Annotated in this window: 26 protein-coding genes; 8 read left to right on the forward strand and 18 right to left on the reverse strand. The window is 64.2% G+C overall.

Annotated elements, in window-relative coordinates; genetic code table 11:
* The first annotated feature begins 91 nt into the window (after positions 1 to 91).
* Complete coding sequence (locus K359_RS0108820) at positions 92 to 316, forward strand: hypothetical protein (protein WP_029079022.1); 225 nt, start codon at positions 92 to 94, stop codon at positions 314 to 316.
* 86 nt (positions 317 to 402) lie between these two features.
* Here the strand turns inward: K359_RS0108820 and K359_RS63215 are convergent, their stop codons facing one another.
* The 3 genes from K359_RS63215 to K359_RS0108840 form a co-directional block, all read right to left on the reverse strand.
* Positions 403 to 540, reverse strand: a complete 138-nt coding sequence (locus K359_RS63215) for a hypothetical protein (protein ID WP_165125233.1) — start codon at positions 538 to 540, stop codon at positions 403 to 405.
* Positions 541 to 558: 18 nt separating this feature from the next.
* Entirely contained in the window at positions 559 to 993 is a 435-nt protein-coding gene (locus K359_RS0108830; RefSeq protein ID WP_029079023.1) for a cupin domain-containing protein, read from the reverse strand.
* Positions 994 to 1313: 320 nt separating this feature from the next.
* Positions 1314 to 1970, reverse strand: a complete 657-nt coding sequence (locus K359_RS0108840; protein ID WP_029079025.1) for a glutathione S-transferase — start codon at positions 1968 to 1970, stop codon at positions 1314 to 1316.
* 173 nt (positions 1971 to 2143) lie between these two features.
* On the opposite strand from K359_RS0108840, the gene K359_RS0108845 reads away from it, so the two are divergent.
* Positions 2144 to 3367 carry a polyhydroxyalkanoate depolymerase gene (locus K359_RS0108845; protein ID WP_029079026.1) on the forward strand — a complete coding sequence of 408 codons (1224 nt, stop codon included), beginning with the start codon at positions 2144 to 2146 and terminating at the stop codon, positions 3365 to 3367.
* Between the two features lie 220 nt (positions 3368 to 3587).
* The gene (locus tag K359_RS0108850; protein WP_029079027.1) at positions 3588 to 4376 is read left to right on the forward strand and encodes an extracellular solute-binding protein; all 789 of its coding nucleotides are present in this window, start codon (positions 3588 to 3590) and stop codon (positions 4374 to 4376) included.
* Positions 4377 to 4543: 167 nt separating this feature from the next.
* Here K359_RS0108850 and K359_RS0108855 read toward each other — a convergent pair whose 3' ends face one another.
* The 6 genes from K359_RS0108855 to K359_RS0108880 all read right to left on the reverse strand — a co-directional run bounded on the left by K359_RS0108855 (position 4544) and on the right by K359_RS0108880 (position 11914).
* On the reverse strand, positions 4544 to 6280 hold the full coding sequence (locus K359_RS0108855) for a bifunctional protein-serine/threonine kinase/phosphatase (RefSeq protein WP_029079028.1): 1737 nt from the start codon (positions 6278 to 6280) through the stop codon (positions 4544 to 4546).
* Positions 6281 to 6340: 60 nt separating this feature from the next.
* Positions 6341 to 7159 (reverse strand): formate/nitrite transporter family protein, encoded by an 819-nt coding sequence (locus K359_RS0108860; RefSeq protein WP_029079029.1) that lies wholly within the window; start codon positions 7157 to 7159, stop codon positions 6341 to 6343.
* A gap of 392 nt (positions 7160 to 7551) precedes the next feature.
* On the reverse strand, positions 7552 to 8298 hold the full coding sequence (locus K359_RS0108865; RefSeq protein ID WP_084518333.1) for a transporter substrate-binding domain-containing protein: 747 nt from the start codon (positions 8296 to 8298) through the stop codon (positions 7552 to 7554).
* Between the two features lie 156 nt (positions 8299 to 8454).
* Complete coding sequence (locus tag K359_RS0108870) at positions 8455 to 8859, reverse strand: DUF4399 domain-containing protein (protein ID WP_371261140.1); 405 nt, start codon at positions 8857 to 8859, stop codon at positions 8455 to 8457.
* A 58-nt stretch (positions 8860 to 8917) separates the two neighbouring features.
* Positions 8918 to 10513, reverse strand: coding sequence for an SUMF1/EgtB/PvdO family nonheme iron enzyme (locus K359_RS0108875; protein ID WP_029079032.1), 1596 nt, complete (start codon positions 10511 to 10513; stop codon positions 8918 to 8920).
* 210 nt (positions 10514 to 10723) lie between these two features.
* Positions 10724 to 11914, reverse strand: a complete 1191-nt coding sequence (locus K359_RS0108880) for an MFS transporter (RefSeq protein WP_029079033.1) — start codon at positions 11912 to 11914, stop codon at positions 10724 to 10726.
* 74 nt (positions 11915 to 11988) lie between these two features.
* On the opposite strand from K359_RS0108880, the gene K359_RS0108885 reads away from it, so the two are divergent.
* Together K359_RS0108885 and K359_RS0108890 are read left to right on the forward strand one after the other, a co-directional pair.
* Positions 11989 to 12801, forward strand: a complete 813-nt coding sequence (locus K359_RS0108885) for a helix-turn-helix transcriptional regulator (protein ID WP_035976328.1) — start codon at positions 11989 to 11991, stop codon at positions 12799 to 12801.
* A gap of 158 nt (positions 12802 to 12959) precedes the next feature.
* Positions 12960 to 14324 carry a malonyl-CoA decarboxylase gene (locus K359_RS0108890; protein ID WP_029079035.1) on the forward strand — a complete coding sequence of 455 codons (1365 nt, stop codon included), beginning with the start codon at positions 12960 to 12962 and terminating at the stop codon, positions 14322 to 14324.
* 164 nt (positions 14325 to 14488) lie between these two features.
* On the opposite strand, the gene K359_RS0108900 is transcribed toward K359_RS0108890, so the two are convergent.
* From K359_RS0108900 to K359_RS0108940, 9 genes are all read right to left on the reverse strand, one after another.
* Positions 14489 to 16858: a TonB-dependent siderophore receptor gene (locus tag K359_RS0108900; protein WP_245284547.1), complete on the reverse strand. Its 2370-nt coding sequence runs from the start codon at positions 16856 to 16858 to the stop codon at positions 14489 to 14491.
* A gap of 313 nt (positions 16859 to 17171) precedes the next feature.
* Complete coding sequence (locus tag K359_RS0108905) at positions 17172 to 18233, reverse strand: hypothetical protein (RefSeq protein ID WP_029079037.1); 1062 nt, start codon at positions 18231 to 18233, stop codon at positions 17172 to 17174.
* Between the two features lie 167 nt (positions 18234 to 18400).
* Positions 18401 to 19570: a mandelate racemase/muconate lactonizing enzyme family protein gene (locus tag K359_RS0108910; RefSeq protein ID WP_029079038.1), complete on the reverse strand. Its 1170-nt coding sequence runs from the start codon at positions 19568 to 19570 to the stop codon at positions 18401 to 18403.
* A gap of 138 nt (positions 19571 to 19708) precedes the next feature.
* Complete coding sequence (locus tag K359_RS0108915) at positions 19709 to 19981, reverse strand: DUF3297 family protein (protein WP_029079039.1); 273 nt, start codon at positions 19979 to 19981, stop codon at positions 19709 to 19711.
* Positions 19978 to 20460 (reverse strand): glutathione peroxidase, encoded by a 483-nt coding sequence (locus tag K359_RS0108920; RefSeq protein WP_029079040.1) that lies wholly within the window; start codon positions 20458 to 20460, stop codon positions 19978 to 19980. The genes K359_RS0108915 and K359_RS0108920 overlap by 4 nt, the downstream gene beginning before the upstream one ends.
* A 5-nt stretch (positions 20461 to 20465) precedes the next feature.
* Positions 20466 to 21857, reverse strand: a complete 1392-nt coding sequence (locus K359_RS0108925) for an amidase family protein (RefSeq protein WP_029079041.1) — start codon at positions 21855 to 21857, stop codon at positions 20466 to 20468.
* A gap of 72 nt (positions 21858 to 21929) precedes the next feature.
* The gene (locus tag K359_RS0108930; protein ID WP_029079042.1) at positions 21930 to 22499 is read right to left on the reverse strand and encodes a c-type cytochrome; all 570 of its coding nucleotides are present in this window, start codon (positions 22497 to 22499) and stop codon (positions 21930 to 21932) included.
* A gap of 132 nt (positions 22500 to 22631) precedes the next feature.
* Positions 22632 to 23906, reverse strand: coding sequence for a sorbosone dehydrogenase family protein (locus tag K359_RS0108935; RefSeq protein WP_029079043.1), 1275 nt, complete (start codon positions 23904 to 23906; stop codon positions 22632 to 22634).
* 182 nt (positions 23907 to 24088) lie between these two features.
* A complete protein-coding gene (locus K359_RS0108940) occupies positions 24089 to 24346 on the reverse strand; it encodes a hypothetical protein (RefSeq protein ID WP_029079044.1) in 258 nt (85 codons plus the stop codon).
* 323 nt (positions 24347 to 24669) lie between these two features.
* Between K359_RS0108940 and pqqA the strand changes: the two genes are divergently transcribed.
* The 3 genes from pqqA (at position 24670) to pqqC (ending at position 26619) form a co-directional block, all read left to right on the forward strand.
* Positions 24670 to 24750 (forward strand): pyrroloquinoline quinone precursor peptide PqqA, encoded by an 81-nt coding sequence (gene pqqA / locus K359_RS58305; RefSeq protein ID WP_035635412.1) that lies wholly within the window; start codon positions 24670 to 24672, stop codon positions 24748 to 24750.
* A gap of 163 nt (positions 24751 to 24913) precedes the next feature.
* Entirely contained in the window at positions 24914 to 25843 is a 930-nt protein-coding gene (pqqB, locus tag K359_RS0108950) for a pyrroloquinoline quinone biosynthesis protein PqqB (RefSeq protein WP_029079045.1), read from the forward strand.
* Between the two features lie 20 nt (positions 25844 to 25863).
* Positions 25864 to 26619, forward strand: coding sequence for a pyrroloquinoline-quinone synthase PqqC (gene pqqC / locus K359_RS0108955; RefSeq protein WP_029079046.1), 756 nt, complete (start codon positions 25864 to 25866; stop codon positions 26617 to 26619).
* Position 26620: the final 1 nt, after the last annotated feature.

A 26620-nucleotide genomic window follows, 5' to 3' on the forward strand; every position in this document is an offset into this window, starting at 1 on the left:
ATTGCGAGGATTACTCGTGGGGACGGGGGCCTTCGGAACTCGTTTGGTTCGACCTCTTTTGGCTCGGCCTTGGGCAGTGGAGACAGATCGTATGGCTACGCGCGAAAAACGGCTGGCGCAATTCGACGGCAATGGCGAACCTTCGCCGGAACAACGCGTGGAAGTGCTTTGTGAGGATCACAGCGGAACGTATCAGCTGCCGTTCGCCTGCCGTTTCATCGACGGCCAGTGGCGCAATGACACGACCGGCGGCGCGCTGGAGGTCAATGTCATTGCCTGGCGCATGCCGCGCGTGAAGCAGGCGGGCATGGCGTAACAGCGCCCAGGCGCTGTTTCAAAACGCGACGCGCACGCGCAACGATTTTAAGGTTTGGAACGCGGGTGGAACGAACCGCGTCCGAATCACTGATCGAGCGCCGTACTCCGTTGTTCACGGCTAGATGTGGTCATCAGTCCGAGGCTGCGCACCACATACAGAAGCATCACGATCGGCCGCAGCCAGCGGCCGACGACAAAGGTTAATTCCTCCGCAGACGACATTGCGATCCCTCCTCGCGGTCATTTCCACGACGTGACCGGCGGCACCGTCTCGGTCGCCGGCGGCACATCCACGGTCTTGAAATCGGCCGGGCTGACGATCTCGAGGTATTCCATGTCCTTCGAGTAATCGAACAGATAGTGGGTGATGCCGGGGCGCTGATGGATGACGTCGCCCGCCTCGACCAGCGTCTCCTTGTCCTCGTACATGAAGCGGGCCCAGCCCTTGGTCATGATGACGATCTGGAAATCGCACAGATGCTTGTGCCAGCCGGTGCCCTGCTCCGGCGGCAGATCGGGATTGGCCTTGACCAGATGGCAGATCACCTGCCCGCCGGTGGCGTCGGCGATGCCGAGATCGCGATACAGGAAGAAGTCGCGCAGACCTCCGCCCTTGAACTCGGTGTCACCTGGTTTGACGTGGGAGAATTTGCTGACGACGGCGTGCTGATTCATTTCAAGCCTCCACGGTTCTCGTGTTCGCGAGATCGCGGCGCGGGCTCAGCGTCCAAATTTTCGGCAGCGTCGCATCGTCGCGGTCACAGCTCGATGTTGCTATGCGAAATCCTTGCCAGCCCGATCGTGCTGCGGCGATCGGTCTCGCCGCGAGCTGATGCCGCAGTGGAAGCGTTTGGCGCAAAGCGCAAATTTGGGTTCGGCGCGGATTACGTCGCGCGCGCTGCGCGCCGCCGGGACCTGACGCCGACGGCACGTCTGTTGAGCAAGGCTTGCCTGGACCTTGAGCCGCCGCCGCAGGCAGGCGGGGCGTGCGCTGCCTAATATTCGACCTCGAGCTCCTCGACGTCGGCGGGCTCGGCCTTCGCGGCCTCGATCCATTCCTGCATCTCGGGCATCGCCATGATGGTCTTGGCATAGGCCGCGAGCACCGGGTCGAGCTTGACGTCATAGGTCATGAAGCGGGTCACGACCGGCGCATACATCGCGTCCGCCATGGTGCGGCGTTCGCCGAACAGGAACGGCCCACCGGATATGCCGAGGCAGTCGCGCCAGATCACGCAGACGCGGTCGATGTCGGCCTGCGCCCGCGACCAGATCTTGAAGCCGGGGAAATGGCCCTTGAGGTTGACCGGCAGCGAGGCCCGCAGCGTGGTGAAGCCGGAATGGATTTCGCCCGAGATCGAGCGGCAATGCGCGCGCTGGATCCGGTCGTCCGGCAACAGCCCGGCATGCGGCATGATCTCGTTGAGATACTCGCCGATCGCCAGCGTATCCCAGACGGTCGCGCCCTCGTGGCGCAGGCAGGGCACCAGGATCGACGATGACAACAGCAGCAATTCGGCCCGTGCCGAGGCGTCGTCGGGCGCGGTGACCACCTCCTCGAACTCCAGCCCGGCGAATTTCGCCAGCAGCCAGCCGCGCAGCGACCACGACGAATAATTCTTGCTGCTGATGGTGAGTGTCGCTTTCGCCATGCCCGCTCCTCACGCCTGAACGCGTCCTTGGCCCCGCACCTGCGCGCCGGTCCAAGCCGCCGCGCCCCCGAAGCCGTTCATTTTTGCAGCAAGCCACGTGCCAATTTGCCGGGCAGCCCGCCCCCTCTCTGGCGTCGATATTGCATAGCCAGCCGGGCCAGGGGCGGATGCGTATGATGTCAATGATGTACCAAGCCTATCAGAACCACATGGACTTCACGGCGCCTTGGCGGACCGGGGCTGCAGCGGCGCTGAAATACCTCAATCTGGTGCCGCAGGGCGCCACCGACCGGGTGTACGGCCGGCTCGCAGCGGCGCTCGAGCTGATCTCGCGCTCCACCCTGACCTACGCCCGTCCCGACTACGCCATCGGCAGCGTGACTGTCGGCAACAGGGAATACCAGGTGACCGAGGAGGTCGCCTATGCGACGCCGTTCGGCTCGCTGCTGCATTTCAGGAAGGTGGACGGACCGGAGCAGCCGCGGATGCTGCTCGTGGCGCCGATGTCCGGCCATTTTGCCACCCTGCTGCGCGGCACCGTGAAGACGCTGCTGCAGGACCACGACGTCTACATCACCGACTGGCACAATCCGCGCGACATCCCGCGCAGGGAGGGCCGCTTCGGGCTCGAGGACTACACCGACCACCTGATCGACTTCCTCGGCCAGCTCGGCCCGCGCGCGCACATGGTGGCGATCTGCCAGCCCTCGGTCTCGGCGCTGGCGGCCGCCGCGATCATGTCGGAGGACAATCATCCGGCGCGGCCGGCGTCGCTGACCCTGATGGCCGGACCGATCGACACGCGGATCCAGCCGACCAAGGTCAACGAGTTTGCCAAGAGCAAGCCGATCAAATGGTTCGAGGACAATCTGATCAACTACGTACCAATGCAGTGCAAGGGCGCGCTGCGCCAGGTCTATCCCGGCTTCGTGCAGCTCACGGCGTTCGTGTCGATGAACCTGGAGCGGCATATCAAGCAGCACATCGATCTCGCCGACCATCTCGCCAAGGGCGAGACCGCCAAGGCCGAGCTGATCAAGACCTTCTACGACGAGTATTTTGCGGTCATGGATCTGCCGGCGGAGTTCTACATCGAGACAGTGCGCGACGTGTTCCAGGAGCATCTGTTGCCGCAGGGCATGCTGATGCACCGCGGTCACCCGGTGAACCCGGCGGCGATCCGGCGCATGGGCCTGATGACGGTGGAAGGCGAGAAGGACGACATCTGCTCGATCGGCCAGACGCTCGCAGCCCAAGACCTCTGCACCGGCGTCCGCACCTATCGCAAGGTGCATCACATGCAAGCCGGGGTCGGCCATTACGGCGTGTTCTCCGGCAAGCGCTGGAACAACGAGATCTACCCGCTGCTGCGCGATTTCGTGCATGTGAATTCGTGAGAGCTGACGACGCTCTCTCCCCGTCATTGCGAGCGCAGCGAAGCAATCCATCGCCCTCATACGCGGAAGAATGGATTGCTTCGTCGCTTCAGCGCAAAAATTGCTTTGCATTTTTGTCGCGAGCTCCTCGCAATGACGACGACTAGTCATAGCTGATCCCGAGCAGTAGTCTCCCCGGCCACGACGACCCCTTCCCAAGAATCGTCCAGGGAGAAACTCCATGCGTTCCGCCACCACCTTCCGCGCCCTCGCCTTGATCGGCGCCCTCGCCTTCACGTCAGCTGCTGCCGCCGCCGAGGTCCACGTCATGATCTCGGGCGGGCTGACCGCGGCCTACAAGGCGCTGGTGCCGGAGTTCGAGCGCAAGACCGGGCACAAGGTGGTGACCGCCTTTGGGCCGTCGATGGGCACCACGACCAACGCCATTCCGGTGCGGCTGGAGCGCGGCGAGCCGGCCGACGTGCTGATCATGGTCGGCTATGCGCTCGGCGACCTCGTCAAGCAGGGCAAGGTCGTGGCCGACAGCCGCGTCGACCTGGTGAAATCGCCGATCGGGATCGCGGTCAAGGCAGGCGCACCGAAGCCGGACCTCAGCTCGGCAGAGACCGTCAAGCAGGCGCTGCTGTCAGCGAAATCGGTCGCCTATTCCGACAGCGCCAGCGGCGTCTATGTCTCAACCGAGATGTTCGCAAGGCTCGGCATCGCCGATCAGATGAAGGACAAGGCGCGGATGATCCCGGCGACCCCGGTCGGCGAGATCGTCGCCAAAGGTGAGGACGAGATCGGCCTGCAGCAGATCTCCGAGCTGAAGCCGGTCGCCGGCATCGACATCGTAGGCCCCCTGCCGGAGCCGTTGCAGAAGATCACAGTGTTCTCGGCCGGCATCGCATCGGTTTCAAAGGAGCCCGACGCCGGCAAGGCGCTGATCAGCTTCCTCGCTTCGCCGGACGCGCGCGACGCGCTGGTCAAGAGCGGGCTCGATCCGATTCCGGCGAGCGCGACGCATTAGCGAGGCATCGCCTGCTCTATCCCCGTCATTCCACCCTCCCCGTCATCCTGAGGAGCGCGTAGCGCGTCTCGAAGGATGCACGGCCCCGCTGGTGGCCGTCGACCCTTCGAGACGCGCGCAAGAGCCCGCTCCTCAGGGTGACGGGACTAAGTTGACGAGGTTGATCCCTACCGCAAATGATGCGCGGCGTAGGCGAGCAACAGGATGACGACGAGCGCCAGCAGCAGCGTGGTCGACTTCCAGAACAGCACCGGGTTGCGCTCGATCAGCGGGGTCGATGACGTCGTCAGATATTTTGCGTTGGGATTGCGCAGGTCGAACAGGAACTCAGAAAAACTCTCGTAGCGCTTGAGCGGATTGGCGTGCACGGCGCGCTCCAGTGTGCCATCGACCCAGTTCGGGACGTCGCGGCCGCCATGTGCGGCCGGACGATAGACCAGCCTGTTGAAATCGGACCGGGTGCGGGCGCGGGCAATCTGCGCGCCATAGGGCAAGCGTCCGGTCAGCATCTGATAGGTGACGACGCCGAGCGAGAACAGGTCGGAGCGCGCCGTGCCGGCCTCGCCCAGAAAATACTCCGGCGCGGTGTATTGCTGGGTGCCCAAAATATCCTCGCCGCCCGACGGCGCCGCGTCGGCGACACCGGCGATCCGCGTCGAGCCGAAATCGATGATCTTCACCGTGCCGGTCCGGTCGATCATGATGTTGTCGGGCCTGATGTCCTGGTGCAGCATCTCCTTGCGGTGGAACGCGCGCAGGCCTTTTGCAATTTGCTCGGTGATGTCGCGCACCGTCTCCAGCGCGGGCGACGGATTATCGATCATCCACTGCGTCAGCGTCTGGCCGTCGATATATTCCATCGTCACATAGAGGAAATTGCGCCGGCGCTGCGGCAGAAACGGCTTCAGCACATGCGGGCTGTCGATCCGCTTGGCGACCCACTCCTCCATCACGAAGCGCTTCAGATAGGCCGGATCGTCGCGCAGATCGATCGAGGGGATCTTGATCGTGACCGTGGTGCCAGTCTCCTCGTCGACCGCGAGATAGATGTGGCTGCGATGTGATGCATGCAGCTCGCGCACCACGCGGTAGCCGTCGAACAGCATCCTTGCATCGAGCAGCGGCGGCAGCGGCAGCTCGGTCGGCTGGCCGAACACCTCGCTGGCATCGCCGTCGGGCAAGGCGTCGATCCGGATGATCTGCGCGGTGAGATTGTCCGGGCTGCCGCTCTCATAGGCCTGCTCGACGATCGATTTCGCTGTAGCATCGAGATCGCCAGCGCCGTCCAGAATCGTCTTCGCCAGCTGGCGCGGGGCGACGTGCTCGTAGATGCCGTCAGTCACCAGCAGGAAAGTGTCGCCGCGCTCGAGCGGGAGATTCTGGTAGTCGATCTCGAGCTGCGGGTTCACGCCGAGCGCGCGGCCGAGATAGCTTTGCTGCGAGGAGATCACGACGCGATGGTCGGTGGTCAATTGCTCGAGGCTGGTGCCGACGACACGGTAGATCCTGCTGTCGCCGACATGGAACAGATGCGCCGTGGTCGATCGGATCACCATGGCGCTCAGCGTGCAGACGTAACCCTTGTCCTTGTCGTAGGGATTCTGGCTGCGCCTGGTCTGGGCGTGCAGCCAGGAATTGGTCGCCTCCAGCACCCGCTGTGCCGAGCTCTTCACCGACCAGGATTCCGAGGTGCAGTAATAGTCGGTCAGGAAGCTCTTGACCGCTGATTCGGCGGCGACGCGGCTGACGCTGCTCGACGAGATGCCGTCGGCGAGCACCACAGCGACGCCCTTCAGGCCGAGCAGCGGCTCGTCCGGGATCAGCACGCCGTGAAAATCCTGATTGGTGTCCTTGCGGCCCCTATCAGAGAATTGCCCGACCGATATTTTCAGCGCGCGCGGCATCGACCGTCCCAATGCGAATGGGGCCCTCCATGACAGGAGAGCCCCATCAGCCGGCCTGGATCAAGCCGCGAGGCGCTGGCGCTTCGGCGCCGTCTTGATATGCGTCGTGTAGAGCGTGAGCCCAGTGAAGGCGAGGCCGCCGACCAGGTTGCCGACCACGGTCGGGATCTCGTTCCAGATCAGATAGTCCATGATCGTGAAGTGACCGCCGAGCATGAGGCCGGACGGGAACAGGAACATGTTCACGATCGAATGCTCGAAGGTCATGTAGAAGAACAGCATGATCGGCATCCACATCGCGATCACCTTGCCGCTGACCGTGGTCGAGATCATCGCGCCGACCACGCCGGCCGAGACCATCCAGTTGCAGAGCATGCCGCGGATGAACAGCGTCAGCATGCCGGCCGCGCCATGCGCCGCGTAACCGACGGTACGGCTCTCGCCGATGGTGCCGATCACCTGGCCGACCTTGTCGGGCGGCGAGGAGAAGCCGAACGTGAAGACGATCGCCATCATCACCGCCACCGTGAAAGCGCCGGCGAAATTGCCGACAAACACGAGCCCCCAGTTGCGCAGAACGCCGCTGAGCGTGACGCCGGGCCGCTTGTCGATCAGCGCGAGCGGCGACAGCACGAACACGCCGGTCAGCAGGTCGAAGCCGAACAGATAGAGCATGCAGAAGCCGACCGGAAACAGCGCGGCGCCGACGATCGTCACGCCGGTGTTGACGTTGATGGTGACCGCAAACGCCGCCGCCAGCGCCAGGATCGCGCCGGCCATATAAGCGCGGATCACGGTGTCGCGCGTCGACATGAAGATCTTGGATTCGCCGGCGTCGACCATCTTGGTGACGAATTCGGACGGTGCGAGATAGGCCATTCGTAAAGTCCCCTTGCGCAATTCGGCCGCGCCGGAGCCATGCCGGAAGCGACGCGGGTTGATTGAAATGCTCGTCCGTCCGGGGAGATGGGGGTCTGACGATGCTCGAGACGCCCGGGCCGGGCGCCTTGATCCCCTCGCCTTGGCCTTCACTGGCTTCGGCAATCCGGAGGACGGCAGTCGTCATTGACTGATGCAATCAAAAGCAATGCATGTGCCAACCGCAGGCGTCGGCCACAGTCTTAAAATTCGTTTTAATACAATAGCTTACCAGATCATCCGCGAGGCAGGCGGGCGCGATGGCGCCGAATTATGCAGCTTGCACAGATGTCGCCCACGCCGACGCGCGGTCCGGCGGCGGGCACCGGCGCGACCGCCGCGTCCGCGCGGACCTACTTCACCGCGGTCCGAACCGGCGAGCCCTTCAGCCCGTTATTGTCATAGGCCTTGCGCAGCGTGCCGTTGGCGATTGCCTCCGTCATGAACTTGGTGGCGAACGCCGCGGCGAGCGGATGGTTGAGCGGCACCGCGACCGCGGTGACGGTCTGCTTGAAGGTTTCATCCAGCACGCACGTGCCCGGAATCTTCTTCGCCATCGCGATCAGCTGATCGCGCGATAGCGCGAAGGCGTCGACCTCACCGCTCTTCAGGAGATGGAAGATCTCGTCATAGGTCTGATAACCCGTGACCCTGGCGTGCTTGAGATGCGCGATCGCACCACGCATGGTCGTGGTGTTGTTGACGGCGGTGACCTTGACGCCGTCCTGGTCGAGCGTTGCGAAATTCGTGATCTTGGAACCCGGCCTGACGATGTAGGTGGCGTCGGCGACCTCGTAGATCGGCCCGAACGTCATCCTGGTTTCGCGATCGGGATCCTTGGGCAGGAAGGTGACGTCCCAGCTGTTGTTCGACGCCGCGTCGGTGATCTGGCCGGAATTCTGGTGCACGACGTATTCGACCGGCACCCCGAGCTGCGCCGCCATCGCCTTGCCGAGATCGACGGGAACGCCGGCATAGCCGTTCTCGGTTTTGGTCGACCAGAACGCGCCGCCGGCCGGGCTGATCGCGATCGCGACCCGGAGCTTTCCGGTCGGCGCGATCTGATCCTTCAAGGCGTCGGCATTGGCAGATGTGGCCATCATCATCGCTCCCAGAACGAGGCCAGCCAGACGCTGCAGTCGAGACGACATCGGTGCCCCTCCACGCCGAATCTTGTTGTCCGGCAGGCGCGCAACAAACCGCACGGCATGGCCCGGCGCAAGCGCCGGTCCCGCAGGGGAGCTATCCGTATCGGCCTATCTGACCCGGATGGTGATTTTATCGGAGACGACGGGCGGGCTGAATGGATAGTGCTTGGCGTCGCCCAGCACCAGCTGCAAGGTATGCTTGCCCCGCGGCAGGTCGAGCTGCGTCTCGGTCTGGCCTGCTCCGAAGTGCAGATGAGACTTGTCCGAAGGAATCGGCTCGTTCGGATTCAACGGCTCACTCACGTCGATCAGAAGATGGTGGTGGCCGCTGTTCGGATAGTCGTCGCCGGCATGGGTGACGCCCATGTTGCGCAGCCCGAAGCGACACCAGAACGGGCTCTTCACCGTCACTCCGTCGTGCGGCCAGAGGAAATACAGCTTGGTGTCCTTCCCTGCCGGCTTGTTCTGCGCGCTGGCCGGAGCCGCGAACAACGTCAGTGCCGCGGCGAGCATGATCAAGCCTGTACTTTTCATATCCCCTCCATGAAACCCCGCGATTGCAGATGATCGCTCAGGGAGACAGCGCGACCCGGAAACCGTGGGTCGGGTAGCGCACATTGGTATCGTAATTGTCGCGATTGGCCGGACGGACATAGCGCGCGTCGTTCTTCCAGGAGCCGGAGCGAAGGACATGGGAGGCGCAGTCGCCGCCGGACCACACCGCGCCGTCGACCGGCGCGCCCTGGTAGCTCCTGTGCCAGCAATCCTCCACCCATTGATCGACCCCGCCGCCCATATCGTAGAGGCCGAACGGGTTCGGCTTGAAGCTGCCGACCTTGACCGGTTGTTCGGTCGCAGCATTACCGCCGCAATCCTTGCAACCTGCGTTGCCCGATTGCATCTGGTCGCCCCACCAGTATTTCGATTGCGTTCCGCCACGCGCCGCATACTCCCATTCGGCCTCGCTCGGCAGCCGATAGGCCTTTTTGGTGCGTTCGGCGAGCCACGCTACATATTGCTTCGCGTCATTCCAGCTCACATTGGTGATCGGAACGTCGTCCTTGCCGGTGACCGTGAAGCCGCAAGCCTTGGCCTCCGCGCAGGCATTCCATTCGCGCACGGTGACCGGATATTTTCCCATGGCGAACGGCTTGACCGTCACCTTGCGGACCGGCCGCTCCGAAGGATCGTCATTGCTGCCCATCGAGAAGCTGCCGCCCTGCAGCGAGACCATTTCGGGCTCCGGCACCGACACGGCGGGACTGGCGGAGGGTGCAGCCTGAGGCAACGCCTGCTGTGTCGGCGCTGCGCTTGGGACCTGACTTGGGATTTGACTTGGGCTCTGGCTTGGGACCGGACTTGCAGATTGAGCTGGAGCCGGGCTCGGAGCCGGCTGCTGGACGGTCGGCGATGCCGCCGGCGACGGAGGTGCCTTTGCCACGTCGGCCGGCTTGCTGCGCGGTTGCGCGAGCATGTACCAGAGCACGCCGCCGGCGATGATTGCGACCGCCAATCCGAGCAGCGTGAGCAGGATGGACTCACGGCGCCGGCGCGTCCTTTGGTACGCGGCGGCGTCCGGCAGCACGCGATAAACCCGGACCGGATCGGTGATGTTCTTGACCTTGCGGTCGCCAAGCGATTCGTATCCGCAGACCATCTTGTGCTTGATCTGCTCGTAGATGCCGCCGGAGATGAAGACGTCACCCGGCGCCGCAATCCCTTCGAGACGCGACGCCACATTGACGCCGTCGCCATAGATATCGTCGGGCTCGATGATGACGTCGCCGAGGTTGACGCCGATTCGGTACTCGATCCAGTGATCTTTCGCGATCGCCGCGTTGCGGCCGATCATGTTCTGCTGGATCACGATGCTGCAACGGACGGCCTCGACCGGACTGTCGAATATCGCGATGAAGCCGTCGCCGGTGGTCTTGACCAGCTTGCCGTGGTGCTCGGCAATGGTGGGCTCGACGAGATCGCGCACGATCCGCTTGACGCGGGTATGCGTGCCTTCTTCATCGAGTTGCATCAACCGGCTGTAGCCGGCGATATCGCCGGCAACGATCGCTGCCAGGCGCCGCGGCATCGAATTGCCGGGAGTCTCGCCGGGGGGCTGTGTATTGTCGGGCTGTGACCGGCCTGACTTGAAGTCGCGAATTTCTCCCATAGCGCTCCGGCTGCTCCAAAAAATTTCGTGCTCGAGGCGCAACCGGCGCCTTCGTCCCCGAGGCTCGGTTAAACCTACCACACCTTCGGATTGGAACAAAGTTTCGCGAAGCGTGACCAAGCTCACGGACTGCCGCCAGTGGATGAGCACCCGCCGGCCAGCGGGCGGGTACTATCTCAACGGCAAACCGGCTGGCAAAACACTATTGCGTCAGCCTGCCCGCGTGGCCGGCGTCCGGATCTCGCGCGGCAGGATGATCGCGGCCGCAATCGCCAGCAGGCACAGCGCGGCAAAGGCACGCAGCATCGTGGCGAAGCCCCCCTGATCGTACAGCCAGGCCACCAGGCCGACCGAGGCGCCGGCCGCCGTGAAGCCGACGAAATAGCGCACCGCATAGGCGCGCGAGCGCCATTCCTCGGTGGTGTACTTGCCGACCATGGCATCGTTCACCGTCACCTGGCCGAACGCGCCCATCACGATGCCGATCGAGACCACGATCAGCGGCAGGTTGGACAGGTTCGCCGCGAGATAGAGGAACGGCGCCAGCATGAACGACAGCGGCAGTGCCACCGTCTTCAGCGAATGCCTGTCGAGCAGCTTGCCGATCGTGTACTGCGTCATCGCGCCGAACACATAGACCCCGGCCGCGATCACGCCGAGCAGCGCCGGGCTCCCGGTCAGGTCGGCGAGCCGTTCGGCGAACAGTTTTGGCAGCGCCACCGTCACCGCGTTGAAGGTCGTCGAGATCGCGATCACCACGATCAGGAGCGACAGCACCACGCGCCACATGTCCTGCTTGGCGACGCGCGCCTGGGCTGCGGCCTGTTTGGAGCCCTTGCGGTCCTCATGCACCACCGTCATCGCAAAGACGACGCCGATCAGCACGGTGACGGCGCCGGGCACGATGAAGGCCCAGCGCCAGCCGAGATACTGGCCGATCACGCCGGTGACCAGCGCCGACGAGGCGACGCCGAGATTGCCCCAGACACCGTTGATCCCCATCTCGGCGCCGAGCTTCTCGGCATAGGACACGATCATCGCGGTGCCGACCGGATGGTAGATCGAGGCGAAGATGCCGATCGCCAGCAACGTCGCGCCGAGCTGCAGCGGGCTCGAGACGAAGCCGACCGAGATCATCGACAGGCCGATGCCGACGAAGAAGATCAGCATCATGTGGCGGCGGCTCCAGCGGTCGCCGAGCCAGCCCGTGATCAGCGAGCCGGCACCGAAGGCGATGAAGCCCGGCGTCGCATAGGGCAGCAGTTCCGAATAGGCCATGCCGAGAGCCGGGCCCATGATGATGACGGCGGCGGCGAAGATCAGCATCGCGTAGTGATCGATAAAATGGGCGGCGTTGACGAAGGTGATCACCCGGCTCGGACTGTTGCTTGGGCTATTCATGGCACGTCTCTCACGCGATTCTTCAATTGCTCGAAAAATAGGTTATAGGTGCTTGTCCTGACGGGATGTCGCCAATGACTATCGCTGAACCGCCAATCAGAGCCCTCCACAAGGACCGGCGCATCACCGGCGACGGCGTGCACCTGGTCGCGCGCAGCTACCCAAAGGGCGTCCGGCTCGACCCGCACATGCACCGCGAGGCCCAGCTGGTCTATGCCGCCTCGGGTACCATGCAGGTGACCACGCCGAAGGGCCGCTGGCTGGTGCCGCCGGACCGCGCGGTGTGGGTTCCTGCCCTGCTGCCGCATGCGATCGATGTGCTCGCCGACATCGAGATGCGCACGCTGTATTTCGACCAGGCCTGGCTCGCACGCGAGGAGCGCAGCGACAGCCTCGACCACGAATTCGTGGTGCGGGTCTCGCCCCTTGTGCACCAGGCGATCCTAGCGCTGTTCGACACATCATGCGGACGCGAGCGCACCGACCTCTTGATCCGCCTCGTGATGCTGGAGCTGCACCAGGCCGAGGATTCCGCGACCTTCATCCCGCTGCCGCAGGAGCCGCGCTGCCGCCGCGCCGCCGATATCGTGCTCGCCGATCCGACGGGGGATCACGAGATCGACGCGCTGGCGCGCATGGTGGGCACCTCGGCGCGGACGCTATCGCGGTTGTTCTCGGTGGAGACGCAGCTCTCCTTCAAGAGCTGGTGCCAGCGCGCCCGCATCGCGGCCGCGATCGAGCGTCTGTCGACCAATGCGAATGTTTCGGTCAAGCAGGTCGCCGCCGACCTCGGCTATGCCAGCGTGCCGGCATTCTCCCACGCGTTCCGCCAGGTCACCGGCAAGACACCGACCGCGTTCGCGGAGAAAACGTGCGAGAAAACGTGAACGGGATTCGTCATCGGGAGTAGTCATGACGAATTATACCGCTGTCGGGCTGCGACATATTTCCGTACGATCCCTGCGCTTGATTGCAGTCCTCCCGACCTTAAATCCCGTGTAAGGTCCGGCTTCACTGGATGCGACCCGCTGGATACGACCTGCTCATGGCCAACGCCTTTTTCTCCGACCTGCTGTCCACGATCTCCGAACGCGGCCGCGTGCTGCTCGGCCGCGCCAGCCCGGCCGACGACAAGCAGGATCCGTCCGAGCTCTTGGAATTGTGCGAGGCGCTATTGTCCGGCCGCGGCGAAGCCTCCGGTACCGCGATGGCGCGCGAAGTGCTCGACCGCTACCACCATCTCGATACCCCCGGGCGGCTGTCGTTCTTCCAGACGCTGGCGCGCGATTTCGGGCCCGATCACGCCAGGCTGGCGCAGGCGATCGAAAGCTGGCGCGCCAAGGTGAACGACACGGCCAATGGCGACGACGCCAGCGATTTGCATTTCGCCTCCGAGCCGCGCCGCCAGGAATTGATCCGCCGGCTCAATCGCGCGCCGGGCGGCACCGCCGAGCTGGTGTCGATGCGATCCGATCTGCTTTCATTGATGAAGGGCAACAAGGACCTCGCCGCGCTCGATCGCGACGTGTCGCATTTGCTCTCATCCTGGTTCAACAGGGGATTTCTGGTGCTGCGCAGGATAGACTGGTCATCGCCGGCCAATATTCTGGAGAAGATCATCCGCTATGAGGCCGTGCACGAGATCCGCGACTGGGACGATCTGCGCCGCCGCATCGATCCGGTGGACCGCCGCTGCTACGCGTTCTTCCACCCGGCGCTGACCGACGAGCCGCTGATCTTCGTCGAGGTCGCGCTGACCGAAACCATTCCGGGCGCGATCGCGCCGCTGCTGGCGGAAGAGCGCGAGCCGGTTGCGGTCGAGCGGGCCCGCACCGCGGTGTTCTATTCGATCTCCAACACCCAGCGCGGACTTGGCGGCATCTCCTTCGGCAGCTTCCTGATCAAGCAGGTGGTCGAGGAACTGCGCCGCGAATTGCCCAAGCTCGACACCTTCGTGACGCTGTCGCCGGCGCCGGGCTTCATGCAGTGGGTCAAGCAGGCCGACGACGTGCCGCTCACCGATGAGGACCGACAGCTCCTGGAAAGCCTCGGCAAGCCCGGCTGGTCCGAGAACCCCGAGTTCGCCGCGCAGCTGCGTACCGTACTGGAGCCGCTCGCCGCCTACTACTTCCTGAAGGCGCGCACGCCGAAGGGACGGCTGATCGATTCGGTCGCGCGCTTCCATCTCGGCAACGGCGCACGGCTGGAGCGGATCAACTGGCTCGGCGACCTCTCGCCCAAGGGCCTGCGCGAATCCGCCGGCGTCATGGTCAACTACCTCTACCGCCTCGACGACATCGAGAAGAACCACGAGGCCTACGCCAACAATGGCGAGGTGATCGCCTCGAGCGCGGTGAAGAAGCTGTTGAAGGGCGAAGGCCGGCGGCTGCTGGACATGCGGCTGGGCTGAGAGGGCGCTCTCTCCACGTCATTGCGAGCGGACAGTCTCAGTCGTCGTCATGCCCGGGCTTGACCCGGGCATCCACGTCTTTGGCGCCCCACGTAAGAAAGACGTGGATGGGCGGGTCAAGCCCGGCCATGACGATGCTGATAGGTTGTCGACACTCTCTGCGCCTAAAACCTCGCCCGCGCCATCAGCCGCACCGTGCGGCCCTGCCCCGGCGAGATGTTGTTGTTGCCGTCGGCGGAGGCCCAATAGCCCTTGTCAAAAATGTTCTCGACATTGAGCTGGGCGCTCCAGGTCTCGTCGATCTTGGAATAGACCGCCGCATCGAAGCGGACGAAGCTCGGCAGCCGCACGGTGTCGTCGGACGAGGCAAAGGAATCGCCGAAATAGATCACGCCGAGCGCGGCCGCCCACATCGGCGTGAACTGATACTTGTTCCACCAGGCAAACTGATTATACGGCACGAGCTGGACGCGGTTGCCGGGCACGACGGTCGCCGACGTCGCGCCGGTGATCTTCGCATCGGTATAGGCATAGGCCAGCGACGACTGCCACTGCTCGGTGACATAGCCGGTCAGGCTCGCCTCGACGCCGCGCGTCAGCGTGCTGCCGGAGGGGAAGAAAAAGCCGGGATTGTTGCCGTCGGCGATCGGCTGGTTGGTGCGGTTCAGATTATAGACCGCGGTCGAGAACAGCAGCTTCGGATTGATGTTCCACTTCATGCCGAGCTCGACATTCTCGAAGCGCTGCGGCTGCAGGATCAGCGTGCCGTCGGTCAGCGCGCTGAACTGGTCGCCCGAGGCCGGCAGATACGAGATGCTGTAGGCGGTATAGACCGACATCGAATCCATCGGCTTGATGATCAGGGCGCCTTGCGGCGACACCAGATTGTCGACGCGGCCGCGGTTGATGTTGGTGTTCATGTCGGTGGCCGACATGTCGTAGCGGTCGAACCGCGCGCCGGCGATGATCTGCACGGCGCGCGAAATCTCGATGGTGTCCCTGACATAGCCGGACTGGATGTTCAGCGCGTAACGGCTGTTCGAATCGGGCGTGGTGACGCCGTCGGTGTTGGTGCCGGTGAAGTGGTGGATGAAGGTCACCGGGCCGAAATAGGTCGGCGCGAACGGGTTCTGCACGATGGTGTTGGTGCCGTTCGGGAACACGCCGGTATTGCGGATGTCGACGCCGGTCTGACGGCCTAATTCGGTGCCGAAGCCTACGGTGTGGAACAGCGGTCCGGTCCAGGTCTTGTAGGTGAAATCGGTCTGGTTGAAGACATTGTCGCGGTTGGTGGTGTGCTGATAGGCGCCGAGATTGACCGCGGTATCCGCCGGATTGACCGCGCCGGCGAGCGCACCGCCCGTCGGATAGACGTTCTGATAGAACTTCTGGTAGTCGGCGGCGAAGGTGCCGTTGCGCACCGTCAGTCCGTTCTCGAAATTGTGCTCGATGATTGCCATGCCGGTCTGCACCGTCGCCTGCGCGGTGTTCAGCGCCGGACTGCCGAAGAAGGTCGAGAAATCGCCGTTCGGCGCAAACGGCGTGGTCGGATTGAAGCGGGTCGCGCCGCCCGGCAGGCCCTGCGAGGGATTGCCGCGATCGGCGGTGCGCTCGTCGTGGAAATACTCGTAGCTCAGCTTGATCTTGGTGTTGTCGTCGGGCTTGAGCGTCACCGTCGGATTGATGCCGTAGCGTTCCAGATGGTTGAAGTCGCGGAACGCGTCGGCGCCCTCGTAGAACACGTTGAGCCTTGCTGCGACGTTCTCGTTGATCGCCTGTCCGGCATCGAGCGTGACGCGGCGATCGCCCCATGAGCCGGTCTGCGCGGTCGCCTCATAGACGCGGTTGCCGTCGGCCTCCTTGAGCGTGCGGTTGAGCAGGCCGCCGCCGGCGCCGCGGCCGAAGGTCAGCGCGCTCGGCCCCTTCAGCACCTCGATGCTCTGGGCGTTGTACAAGTCGCGGAAATACTGCACGTCGTCGCGGAAGCCGTTGACGAAGAAATTCGCGCTGGAATCGACGCCGCGGATCACCAGCTCGTCGCGATTGCCCTCGCCCTGATGCACGGCGACGCTGGGGACGTAGCGGGTGACGTCGGTGAGGCCCTGGTAGTTCTGGTCGCGGATCTGCTCCCGGGTGATGACGTTGAGCGATTGCGGGATGTTGACGATCGCGGTGTTGGTCCTGGTCGCAACCGAGGTGCTGTTGGCGAAATAGCCCGACGTGCCGGTGCGCGCGTCCTGCGATTCCGCGAACGGCTTTGCCGTAGCCGCCGGCTCGATCCGCCGCGCGGTCTGGGTGCGGCGGCCGCGCGTGGCCGCAGTGTTGCGCGCAGTCTTCGGCGCGCTGCGGCGGCGTTGCGCCGCCGGCGGGGTGACGGTCACCGGCGGCAACGTCGAGACGCCTTGCGTCGGCGCCGACTGCGCCTGTGCAACCGAGGTTGCGAGCGGAACGCTCATAGCGAAATAGCTCGCCGTGAGCAGCGAAAGCTTCGCCAGCAACGCAGTGTGGCGGTTGGTTTGTGATCTCGATGTCATGACGTCGTCCCCAAGCAACTCTCGAAGCAACTCTCGCCTTGCACGAAGGCGATGCGCCGTCCTCTAGAGACGTGGGGCGCCATGCGTCCAGACGACGCGGCCGGGAAAATTTTTGCGCGACAACGGAATAAAATCGCGACGAAAGCGCGCAGGTGCGCCTCGCGGCGAGCGCAGCGTTGGAAAAGTCAAGGATGCAAATGGTTTCTGTCGGCTTCCGGGTTTGCGCCGGGAAACGAAGAACGGCGCTTGCGCGCCGCCCTTCTTGTAGGAATTCCAGATTGTATCGGTTCTAAAGGCGCTACGGATGCCGGCGTCACGCCGTCGCGGATCGCGGCCGCAGCCCCGCCGGCAGATGCGCGTCGATCCAGCCAGCGATCGCGCGCTCATTGCGATGGTAGAGCAGGCCGGCGGCGATCACGGCAATTCCGATCAGCGACAGCGCGAACGGAAACCACAGCGAGTCCTTGAACACGACGTCGGCCAGATGTCCGAGATAGATGCAGATGCCGAACGCGCCGAACACCGCATAGGCGCGCCGCATCAGGATCACGGCGAGCGCGATCAGGCCGACATTGAGCAGGCAGTAGACCGCCTTGCCCAGTTCGGTCGAGCCTTCAGACGCGGTAATTCCGCCCCAGAACGCCATCAGGCCGAACAGATGCAGCCAGAACGCAAAGTCGCCGTTGCGGCTGCGATAGTCGACGATCCACGCCACCGCGAGGACGGCCAATCCGAACCAGATCGACACGCGGCGCCGCGTCTCGAAGTCGGCATAATCCATGCCGCTGAACCATGGCGCCAGATCCATCGACATGAACCACAGCGCGAACGCGATGATCGCGACGATGAAGGCGAAGCGGAAGTAGCGCAGTGCGACGATGCCGGCGGCAATTGTTGCGATCTCCATGAAGAGCCAGCTGCCCTTCACCCAGATGTAGAAGTCGTGCACGGTTCCGGGCTTACCGAACTTCCCCCACCAGCCGAGCTCATCCTGGATGCCATAGACCGCGAGCGGCGCCATCGAGACCGCGATCGCGATCAACAGGCCGCCGGGAACCCGCAGATTCTTGCCGTACCAGAGGTGGTGACCAGCGACAGTGAAAGCGGTGGCGTAGGCGATCGCGCAGGCCGTCAGCGCCCGGCCGCCCATCTGGGTGAACGCCAGGGTCGAGAACAGGCCCATGGCGCCGATCACGATCAGCGCGCCGACGTACCAGAGCACATGCGCGGCATCGAATTTCGCTGCCGGGCCGGCGCCACTGTCCGCACCCTTCCCGTCGCTGCTCGCCAGGAAGGCGAGCAAGCGTTCCAGATCAGCCGCGCTGATCACCCCGGCATCGGCGGCGTCCCGGAGATTCTTCGCTGAATATGGCATGCGGCTATCCTCATGGCCGGTTCCGCGCCTCTCCCGGTGACCCGAAAGAGGCGTCTCTCCAGCATGAGTATACCGAACATGAGCAACGTTCAATATTCTCTTGAGCGTCGCTCACATTATTTTGCGAGCAGACTCAAGGATGCCGGGCCGGCCGGATTGGGCACGGGCTACGCCGCCAGCGCCTTCATCTCCGCATAGAGGTCGGATTTGCCCTCAAAACCGATGCCCGGAAGGTCGGGCATCACGATGTGGCCGTTCTCGACGCGCACGCCGTCCGGGAAACCGCCATAGGGCTGGAACAGGTCGGGATAGCTCTCATTGCCGCCAAGGCCGAGGCCGGCCGCGATGTTGAGCGACATCTGGTGGCCGCCATGCGGGATGCAGCGGCTCGGCGACCAGCCGTAGGTCTTCAGCACCGCGAGCGTGCGCTGATACTCGCACAGCCCGTAGGACAGCGCGCAGTCGAACTGCAGCCAGTCGCGGTCCGGCCGCATGCCGCCGTAGCGGATCAGGTTGCGCGCATCCTGGTGGCTGAACAGGTTCTCGCCGGTCGCCATCGGGCCGGGATAGAACTCGGCCAGCGCGGCCTGCAGCGCATAATCTAGCGGATCGCCGGCCTCCTCGTACCAGAACAGCGGATACTCGCGCAGCATCTTGGCGTAGGCGATCGCGGTCTCCAGATCGAAGCGGCCATTGGCGTCGACCGCAAGCTGCGCGTTACTGCCGATCTCCTTGAGCACCGCCTCGATCCGCTCGCGGTCCTCCGCGAGCGGCGCGCCGCCGATCTTCATCTTCACGACGTTGTAGCCGCGATCGAGATAGCCGCGCATCTCCTTGCGCAGCGCGCCGAGATCCTTGCCCGGATAGTAATAGCCGCCGGCGGCATAGACGAAGACGCGCGGATTGGCGCTCACGCCGTGGCGCTCGGCGAGCAGCCGGAACAGCGGCTTGCCGGCGATCTTCGCCACCGCGTCCCACACCGCCATGTCGATGGTGCCGACCGCGACCGAGCGCTCGCCATGGCCGCCCGGCTTCTCGTTCGACATCAGCGTCGACCAGACCTTGTCCGGATCGAGATTGCCGCGGTCGGCATCGAGCAGCGATTTCGGATCGGCCTCAAGCAGGCGGGGCGCAAAGCGCTCGCGGATCAGACCGCCCTGCCCGTAGCGGCCGTTGGAATTGAAGCCGTAGCCGACCACCCGCCTGCCGTCGCGCACCACGTCGGTGACCACGGCGACCAGGCTCGAGGTCATCTTGCTGAAATCGATATAGGCGTTGCGGATCGGCGAGGAGATCGGCTTTGTGACCTCGCGGACGTCGAGGATACGGACGGACATGATCGTGCTCTCTGAGTAAGAACTGGCGCTTCCGCCCCACCGTCATTGCGAGGAGCGAAGCGACGAAGCAATCCATTCTTCGGCTTGCGGCGCGATGGATTGCTTCGCTGCGCTCGCAATGACGGCGGAGGAAGCGCCTCAGGACTTCGCCTTGTCCCGGAAATACGGCTCGACCGGCCCGTGCACCTTGATGGTCAGCGGATTGCCGTAACGGTCCTTGGCGTTGCCGGCGGTGACCCGCACCCAGCCCTCGCTGATGCAGTACTCCTCGACATTGGTTTTCTCGGCGCCCTTGAAGCGGATGCCGACGTCACGCGACAGGATCGCCTCGTTGTAATAGGGGCTCTTTGGATCGATCGAGAGACGGTCCGGAAATTGCTCGTTGGTGGTATCGTCGTTGTTGTCGCTCATAGCAGCGCCTCGATCTCCTTCTTCAATCCTTCGGGCCGGGCGGTCGGCGCGTGCCGCGCCACGACCTTGCCGGAGCGATCGACCAGGAACTTGGTGAAGTTCCACTTGATCGAGGGTCCGAGCAGGCCCGACTTCTCACGTTTCAGGTGCTCATACAATGGATGCGCACCGGCGCCATTGACGTCGATCTTGGCGAACATCGGAAACGTCACGGAATAGTTGGTCTCGCAGAACGAGGCGATCTGCGCTGCGTCGCCCGGCTCCTGCGCACTGAACTGGTTGCACGGAAAGCCGAGCACGGCAAAGCCGCGCGGCGACAGGTCGGCGTGCAGCTCCTGCAGGCCCTTGTATTGTGGCGTGAACCCGCAGGCGCTCGCGGTGTTGACGATCAGCAGCACCTGCCCCTCGAAGCGCTGCAGCGGCACGTCGTCGCCGGACAGCGACTTGGCGGTGAAATCATAGACGCGTGACGTCGTCATTGCCGTTACCCCGCTGGATCGATCGGCGACGACGGCGTGCCGCCCGCCTCGACCGCCTCGCCCGCGGCAAGGCAGAGGTCCTCGCGGTAGCGGCCGGCCACCAGCTGCACGCCGACCGGAATCCGCCCCACGAGGCCGGTGGAGACGACGAGCCCGGGAAGCCCCATGAACGGGATCGCGATCTGCGGCAGCTGCGCATGCCACACCCGCGCGAACGAGGCCTCGTCCTTGCGGTCGAGATGGTCGGGGAACGGCAGCTCGCCGGACACCGGCATCAGCAGCACCGGATATTTGTCGAAGAAGGCAAACCATTCGCGGGTCAAGGTCGCGCGGCGGGTCAGCGCCCGCGACAGGTCGAACGGATGTACCCTGGCGCGGACGCCGCGCAGGCAGGCCAGCGCACCGGGATCGCCCTCGCGCTCGGCGAAGGCGAGCTGGGCCTCGTAACCGTCGCCGAGCCAGAGCCGGGTCTGGATCTCCGCCGCCTCACGCAACGACGGCGTGTCGGCGATCTCCTCGACGATCCAGCCGGCCTCTCGCAACCGCTTGCCGGCATCGGCCACCGCGGCGACCACTTCCGGCACCGGATTGAGACCATCGGGATTGAGGCACATCGCAACGCGCTTTTCCCGCGGCGGGCCCTCGAGGGGCACCGGCGCATACCAAGGGTCGCGATAGTCGGGCGCCGACATCGCGGCAAGCGAGATGCGCAGATCGTTGACGGTGCGCGCCAGGGGGCCCGACACCGCGCTGATCTGCGGGCCGATCGGCCGCTCCGGCAGCGCCGAATTGAAGGCCGGGATACGGCCCATGCTCGGCCGCAGGCCGTGCACGCCGCAGGCATAGGCCGGATAGCGGACCGAGCCAGCGATATCGGTGCCGTGGGCGATATGGCCGATGCCGGCCGCAACCGCCGAGCCCGCGCCGCCCGACGAGCCACCCGGGGTGATGGCTGGATCGCGCGGGTTCTTGGTGTCGCCGTGAATGAGATTGGTGGTGAACCAGCGATAGGAGACCGCGGGACAATTGGTGCGGCCGAGCAGCACCGCGCCGGCCTTGCGCAGATTGGCGACCACCGGGTTGTCGACCCTGGCGATGAGGTCGCGCTGCGCCTTCAGCCCGTTGGTGGTGGCGTAGCCCTCCTGGTCGACATTGACCTTGATGGTGATGGGCACGCCGGCGAGCGGACCGACCGCCTCGCCGCGCGCAATTGCCGCATCGATCGAAGCGGCTTGCGCCAGCACGTCGTCTGGCCGGTGATCGACCACCGCATTGATCTTCGGGTTGACCGCGTCGAGCCGGGCGAGCCCGGCCTCGGCCGCCTCCTTCGCCGATACCTTCTTTGATTTGATGAGGCCGGCGAGTTCAGCCGCCGACAGACGCCAAAGATCCTGCATGTGCAACTCCGTGTGACGCAGGCGTTTTAGCGCCGCACGGAGAACAAGGCCAGCGGCCCGCCGCCCGATGTTTCAGCGGACGTGCGCGATGTAATAGGCAAGGTCGGCGATCTGCTCCTTGGCGACCGGCTGCATCACGTCGGCCATGGTCCCATCGTAGCCGTGGCGGCTGTTGTCCTTGTATTCGGCCATGGTCTTGGCGAGGTAGTCCTCGCGCTGGTTGGCGATGCGGGGGACGTTCTCCTTGCCGGAGAAATCGGTGTTATGGCAGGCGTTGCAGCGGTTCTGCTGCACCAGCGCCTGGCCGCGCGCCATCCGCGCCGGATCGCCGGCCTCGGTGGGCGGCGTGGGCTTGGGCAGGGTGGCGATGAAATCAGAGAAGGCGCGCAGATCGTCGTCGGTCATCGACTTCGCCATCTCGTTCATCGGCTCGAAGGTGCGCAGCTTCTCGCGGAACATGAGGAGCTGGATCAGCGCATAGGGCGCCTGCTGGCCCCCGAGCGAGGGCGTGTTCTCGGTTTCCGAGGTGCCACGCTCGCCGTGGCAGGCAAAGCACGCAGCAGTGCGCTCCTGGATGGTCTCGGCATTTGCGGAGAATGCGGTGAATGCAAACAGGAGCGTGGGAATAGTCATCTTGCGCATTAGCGGCTCCTGGCACTTCAGTCATTCCGGGCTGGTGCTCAGCACCAGACCCGGAATCTCGAGATTCTCAGATGTGCAATTGCACATCATAGTTCGATGCTGCGCATCGCCCCGGAATGACGTTGGTGGTTGTTACTGGTTGGCGACCTTCTGCTTGCCGTAGCTGATGCGATAGACCGCGCCGTTCCAGTCGTCGGAGACCAGCATCGAACCGTCCTTCAGCAGCATCACGTCGACCGGGCGGCCGGCATACTTGTTGTCCTCGAGGAAGCCGGTCAGGAACGGCTCGACCGACTTCACGGTGCCGTCCTTGTTCAGCTTGACGACGACGATGTCACCGCCCTGCTTCTGCGACTTGTTCCAGGAGCCGTGGCGCGCGACGAAGATCGCGTCCTTGTAGGCCTTGGGGAACATGCTGCCGGTGTAGAAGCGCATGCCGAGTGAAGCGGTATGCGGGCCCATCAGGCCGACCGGCGCCGTGTAGTCCTTGCAGTTCTTGCCCCAGCCGAGCTCCTGGTCGATGATGTTGCCCTGCCAGCAATACGGCGCGCCGAAATCCTCGCCGGCCTTGGTGACGCGGTTGAGCTCGTCTTCCGGCACCGTCTCCGACAGCCAGTCGCGGCCGTTGTCGGTGAAGTACATCTGCTTGTTCTCGGGATTCCAGTCGAAGCCGACCGAGTTGCGCACGCCGAGCGCGTAGACCTCGGCGCCGGAGCCGTCGAGATTCATGCGGCGGATCTGGCCGTGGTCGGCGTCATGCAGCACGTTGTTGCCGGGCTGCCCGACCGGGACATAGAGCTTGTTGTCGGGACCGATGGCGATGAACTTCCAGCCATGCGCCTCGTCCTTCGGCAGCTTGTCGTAGATGACGGTCGGCTTCGGCGGGTTGTCCAGATTGTCCTCGATCTTGTCAATCTTGGAGACCTTCGAGAGCTCGGCGATGTAGAGCGTGCCGTCCTTGAAGGCGACGCCGTTCGGACGATAGAGGCCCGAGGCGATCACCTTGACCGAGCGCTTGCCGTCCTTGTTGACGATCGCATAGACCTTGTCGACCAGCCGGCTGCCGACGAACACGGTGCCCTTGTCGCCGAGCGCCAGCGAACGCGCATTGGCCATGCCCGCGGCATAGACCTCGACGTTGAAGCCGGCCGGCACCTTGAGCTTGGCGAGCGGCAGCTTGTCGGGTGCGGACGGCAGCGGCGGCGGCGCCACCGGCGCGAGCTTGGCGGCGGCCTCATTGTCCGGACGCCCGATCATGGGCGAGCCCGGCGGTAGCGGCTGCGCGGCAGGCGCCGCGCCTGCCGCCGGCGGGGTCGCCGGCTGCTGCGCCGCAGCAGAGAGCGTGAACGCCCCCAACATCGCCCCGGCAAGCAGCAGGCGGCGCGGTGCGAACGAGTGTTTTTTCATGATTGTTCTCCCCTGGGTGGAAGCCGTTGTTGATTGCGCCATTGAGGTCGATCGGCGCGGTTCGGCTTTCCGTTCATAGCCTTGGGAATTTGTCCGGACAATTGCAATCGGAAACATGCTGGCATCGGGCCAACGCATGGTTGTGACCACGCGGCCTTGTCGGCGTGCGTCGATGCCTTATCTCAGTGCCTTGTCAGGGAGCGGTCCGGGCGATCGAGAATCGCCTCGGTGAAGGGAAACTCCAGCACGATCTCGCCCTCGTCGTCGGTCACCTCGATCACCGCGCTGAGCAGTGCGCCGTCGGCGCCCTCGGTCTTGAGCAATTCGCGAATCATCGCCCGTGCCATTTCCCACGCACGATCCGGGTCGCGCAGGATTTCGCCGTCAGGGTCGGAGATCAGCTCGTCGCCGATTCGGGTGTTGAAGAAATAGCGTGGCATCGGCTGAACTCGGCTCGGTTAGTCGCTCCCGTCGCCGGAAGCTGTAGAATCGTCATCAGGACCTTCGGAGGACCGCGCGGCCCCTGTTCATTAGCCCAACATCACCATTCATCCTGTGGCGAACAACAGGAAAAAGGTCTGACGGCACGGGCTTTTGACGGGAAATGCGTGCACAAATTTGTGACTGGGCCAGTTCCGCTTGCCGCAGTGCAGCATGCCTTTGAGCAGGGCACGTTGCAAAAAATTTAAGTGGCGAACTTTTCCAACCGCAGTAGTTTAACTGCAGGGCGGAAAGTTCGTCCGGTTGCAACAAGGAGAGCCTAATGGCCTGGAAAGCACCGAAGATCGTGGAAGTGTCGGTCGGCATGGAAATCAACATGTATATGTGCGCCACCCGCAAGTAAGCGGCAGCGCCCCATACACGTCTAGCGTTTTAGCGCAGGTGGACATCCGGGCGTAACGCGCTCCCGAGCAAGGGAGTGTGTTTCAAATCCGGGGTCCACCTCGTAACGTTTCTGGGTCCAGATCAAACCTCGTCAGGGCCAAACTTTCTCCAGGGGACGGATCATGCTTCGTGTCGTCGTCCTGGGTGCCGCGGCGGGTGGCGGCGTTCCGCAGTGGAACTGTGGCTGTGCCGTCTGCAGGACGGCGCGAAGCGACCATCCGGAATTGCAGAGCACGCAAGCCTCGATCGCCGTCAGCGGCGACGGCGCGCACTGGTTCCTGGTCAACGCTTCCCCCGATCTGCGTCAGCAGCTGATCGCCACGCCGCAGTTGCATCCGAAGCCCGGCGCCTTGCGCCACAGCCCGATCGCCGGCGTCATCCTCACCAATGGCGAGATCGATGCGGTCGCGGGGCTGCTGTCGATGCGCGAGGGTTCGCCATTTGCGATCTACGCCCATGAGCGGGTGCTCGCGATCCTGCGCTCGAACAGCATCTTCAACGTGCTCAGTGAAAAGAGCGTCGCGCGACGGCCGATCGCGGTCGATCAGGGCTTCGAGCCGGCTTTGCCCGACGGATCGCCGTCGGGGCTCGAGGTGCTGCCGTTCGAGGTTCCCGGCAAGGGCGCCTGGTATCTCGAGGGCAAGGCGCACCCGGCAGGCGCCGACGGCGTCGGCGATACGCTCGGCCTGCGCATTGCGGACAAGCGCAGCGGCCAATATTTCTACTTCCTGGCCGCCTGCGCGCGGGTCACCGACGACCTGAAATCGCGGCTCAAGGGCGCGCCCCTCGTGTTCTTCGACGGCACGGTGTGGCGCGACGACGAGCTGATCGCGGCGGGGCTTGGCAACAAGACCGGCCAGGGCATGGGACATATCGCGATGTCGGGCGATCAGGGTGCGATCGCGAGCCTCGCCGCTCTCGACATCGGACGAAAAGTGTTTTTGCATATCAACAACTCCAACCCGGCGCTGCTTGGGACCTCGGCCGAGCGCAAGGCGGCCGAACAGGCGGGCTGGCAGATTCCTTCCGACGGAACGGAGATCGTGCTGTGAATGTCGTGCTGACCTCTGGAATGACCGCGCTCTCGATCGGCAAGGGCATCACGCTCGACAGCGCCGAGGCGATGGAGGCGACGCTGCGCCAGATCGGCGCGACGCGCTATCACAGCCTGCACCCGTTCCACCGCCTGCTGCACGGCGGCAAGCTGAACAAGGGCCAGGTCCAGGCCTGGGCGCTCAACCGCTATTATTACCAGAGCACGATCCCGCTGAAGGACGCGATGGTGATCTCGCGCTTCCGCGACCGCAACACACGAGTTGAGTGGCGTCACCGCATCGAGGATCATGACGGCGATCTCGGCACTGAGGGCGGCATCGAGCGCTGGCTGAAGCTGACCGAAGGCCTCGGCCTCGCCACCGCCTATGTGGAATCCACCGAAGGCATTCTGCCGGCGACGCGTTTCGCCGTGGAGGCCTATGTGCATTTCTGCCGCGACCGCACGCCGCTGGAGGCGATCGCCTCCTCGCTCACCGAATTGTTCGCGCCGAACCTGCACGAGGAGCGCATCTCGGGGATGCTGAAGCATTACGACTTCGTCAACCCCGATATCATGAGCTATTTCAGCCGCCGCCTGACCCAGGCGCCGCGCGACGCAGGCTTCGCGCTCGAATACGTCAAGCAGCATGCCAAGACGCCGGCCGAGCGCGAAGCGGTGTGCAACGCGCTGATCTTCAAGACCAACGTGCTGTGGGTGCAGCTCGACGCGCTGTATCACGCCTATGTCGACGGCCACATTCCGCCCGGCGCGTTCGTGCCGAAAGCGAGTTAGG

The sequence above is a fragment of the Bradyrhizobium sp. th-b2 genome (assembly GCF_000426785.1).
Classification (GTDB): Bacteria; Pseudomonadota; Alphaproteobacteria; order Rhizobiales; family Xanthobacteraceae; genus Bradyrhizobium; species Bradyrhizobium septentrionale.

Bases quoted from the DNA above. Each gene is read 5' to 3' on its own strand.
- K359_RS0108845 (WP_029079026.1), top strand. From the start codon at position 2,144: ATGATGTCAATGATGTACCAAGCCTATCAGAACCACATGGACTTCACG.
- K359_RS0108935 (WP_029079043.1), bottom strand. From the start codon at position 23,906: ATGAAAAAACACTCGTTCGCACCGCGCCGCCTGCTGCTTGCCGGGGCG.
- K359_RS0108915 (WP_029079039.1), bottom strand. From the start codon at position 19,981: ATGAGCGACAACAACGACGATACCACCAACGAGCAATTTCCGGACCGT.
- K359_RS0108930 (WP_029079042.1), bottom strand. From the start codon at position 22,499: ATGCGCAAGATGACTATTCCCACGCTCCTGTTTGCATTCACCGCATTC.
- K359_RS0108900 (WP_245284547.1), bottom strand. From the start codon at position 16,858: ATGACATCGAGATCACAAACCAACCGCCACACTGCGTTGCTGGCGAAG.
- pqqC (WP_029079046.1), top strand. From the start codon at position 25,864: ATGACCGCGCTCTCGATCGGCAAGGGCATCACGCTCGACAGCGCCGAG.
- K359_RS0108830 (WP_029079023.1), bottom strand. From the start codon at position 993: ATGAATCAGCACGCCGTCGTCAGCAAATTCTCCCACGTCAAACCAGGT.
- K359_RS0108820 (WP_029079022.1), top strand. From the start codon at position 92: ATGGCTACGCGCGAAAAACGGCTGGCGCAATTCGACGGCAATGGCGAA.
- K359_RS63215 (WP_165125233.1), bottom strand. From the start codon at position 540: ATGTCGTCTGCGGAGGAATTAACCTTTGTCGTCGGCCGCTGGCTGCGG.
- K359_RS0108940 (WP_029079044.1), bottom strand. From the start codon at position 24,346: ATGCCACGCTATTTCTTCAACACCCGAATCGGCGACGAGCTGATCTCC.
- K359_RS0108910 (WP_029079038.1), bottom strand. From the start codon at position 19,570: ATGTCCGTCCGTATCCTCGACGTCCGCGAGGTCACAAAGCCGATCTCC.
- K359_RS0108885 (WP_035976328.1), top strand. From the start codon at position 11,989: ATGACTATCGCTGAACCGCCAATCAGAGCCCTCCACAAGGACCGGCGC.
- K359_RS0108920 (WP_029079040.1), bottom strand. From the start codon at position 20,460: ATGACGACGTCACGCGTCTATGATTTCACCGCCAAGTCGCTGTCCGGC.
- pqqB (WP_029079045.1), top strand. From the start codon at position 24,914: ATGCTTCGTGTCGTCGTCCTGGGTGCCGCGGCGGGTGGCGGCGTTCCG.
- K359_RS0108875 (WP_029079032.1), bottom strand. From the start codon at position 10,513: ATGGGAGAAATTCGCGACTTCAAGTCAGGCCGGTCACAGCCCGACAAT.
- K359_RS0108890 (WP_029079035.1), top strand. From the start codon at position 12,960: ATGGCCAACGCCTTTTTCTCCGACCTGCTGTCCACGATCTCCGAACGC.
- K359_RS0108905 (WP_029079037.1), bottom strand. From the start codon at position 18,233: ATGCCATATTCAGCGAAGAATCTCCGGGACGCCGCCGATGCCGGGGTG.
- pqqA (WP_035635412.1), top strand. From the start codon at position 24,670: ATGGCCTGGAAAGCACCGAAGATCGTGGAAGTGTCGGTCGGCATGGAA.
- K359_RS0108865 (WP_084518333.1), bottom strand. From the start codon at position 8,298: ATGGCCACATCTGCCAATGCCGACGCCTTGAAGGATCAGATCGCGCCG.
- K359_RS0108860 (WP_029079029.1), bottom strand. From the start codon at position 7,159: ATGGCCTATCTCGCACCGTCCGAATTCGTCACCAAGATGGTCGACGCC.
- K359_RS0108840 (WP_029079025.1), bottom strand. From the start codon at position 1,970: ATGGCGAAAGCGACACTCACCATCAGCAGCAAGAATTATTCGTCGTGG.
- K359_RS0108850 (WP_029079027.1), top strand. From the start codon at position 3,588: ATGCGTTCCGCCACCACCTTCCGCGCCCTCGCCTTGATCGGCGCCCTC.
- K359_RS0108855 (WP_029079028.1), bottom strand. From the start codon at position 6,280: ATGCCGCGCGCGCTGAAAATATCGGTCGGGCAATTCTCTGATAGGGGC.
- K359_RS0108925 (WP_029079041.1), bottom strand. From the start codon at position 21,857: ATGCAGGATCTTTGGCGTCTGTCGGCGGCTGAACTCGCCGGCCTCATC.
- K359_RS0108880 (WP_029079033.1), bottom strand. From the start codon at position 11,914: ATGAATAGCCCAAGCAACAGTCCGAGCCGGGTGATCACCTTCGTCAAC.
- K359_RS0108870 (WP_371261140.1), bottom strand. From the start codon at position 8,859: ATGCTCGCCGCGGCACTGACGTTGTTCGCGGCTCCGGCCAGCGCGCAG.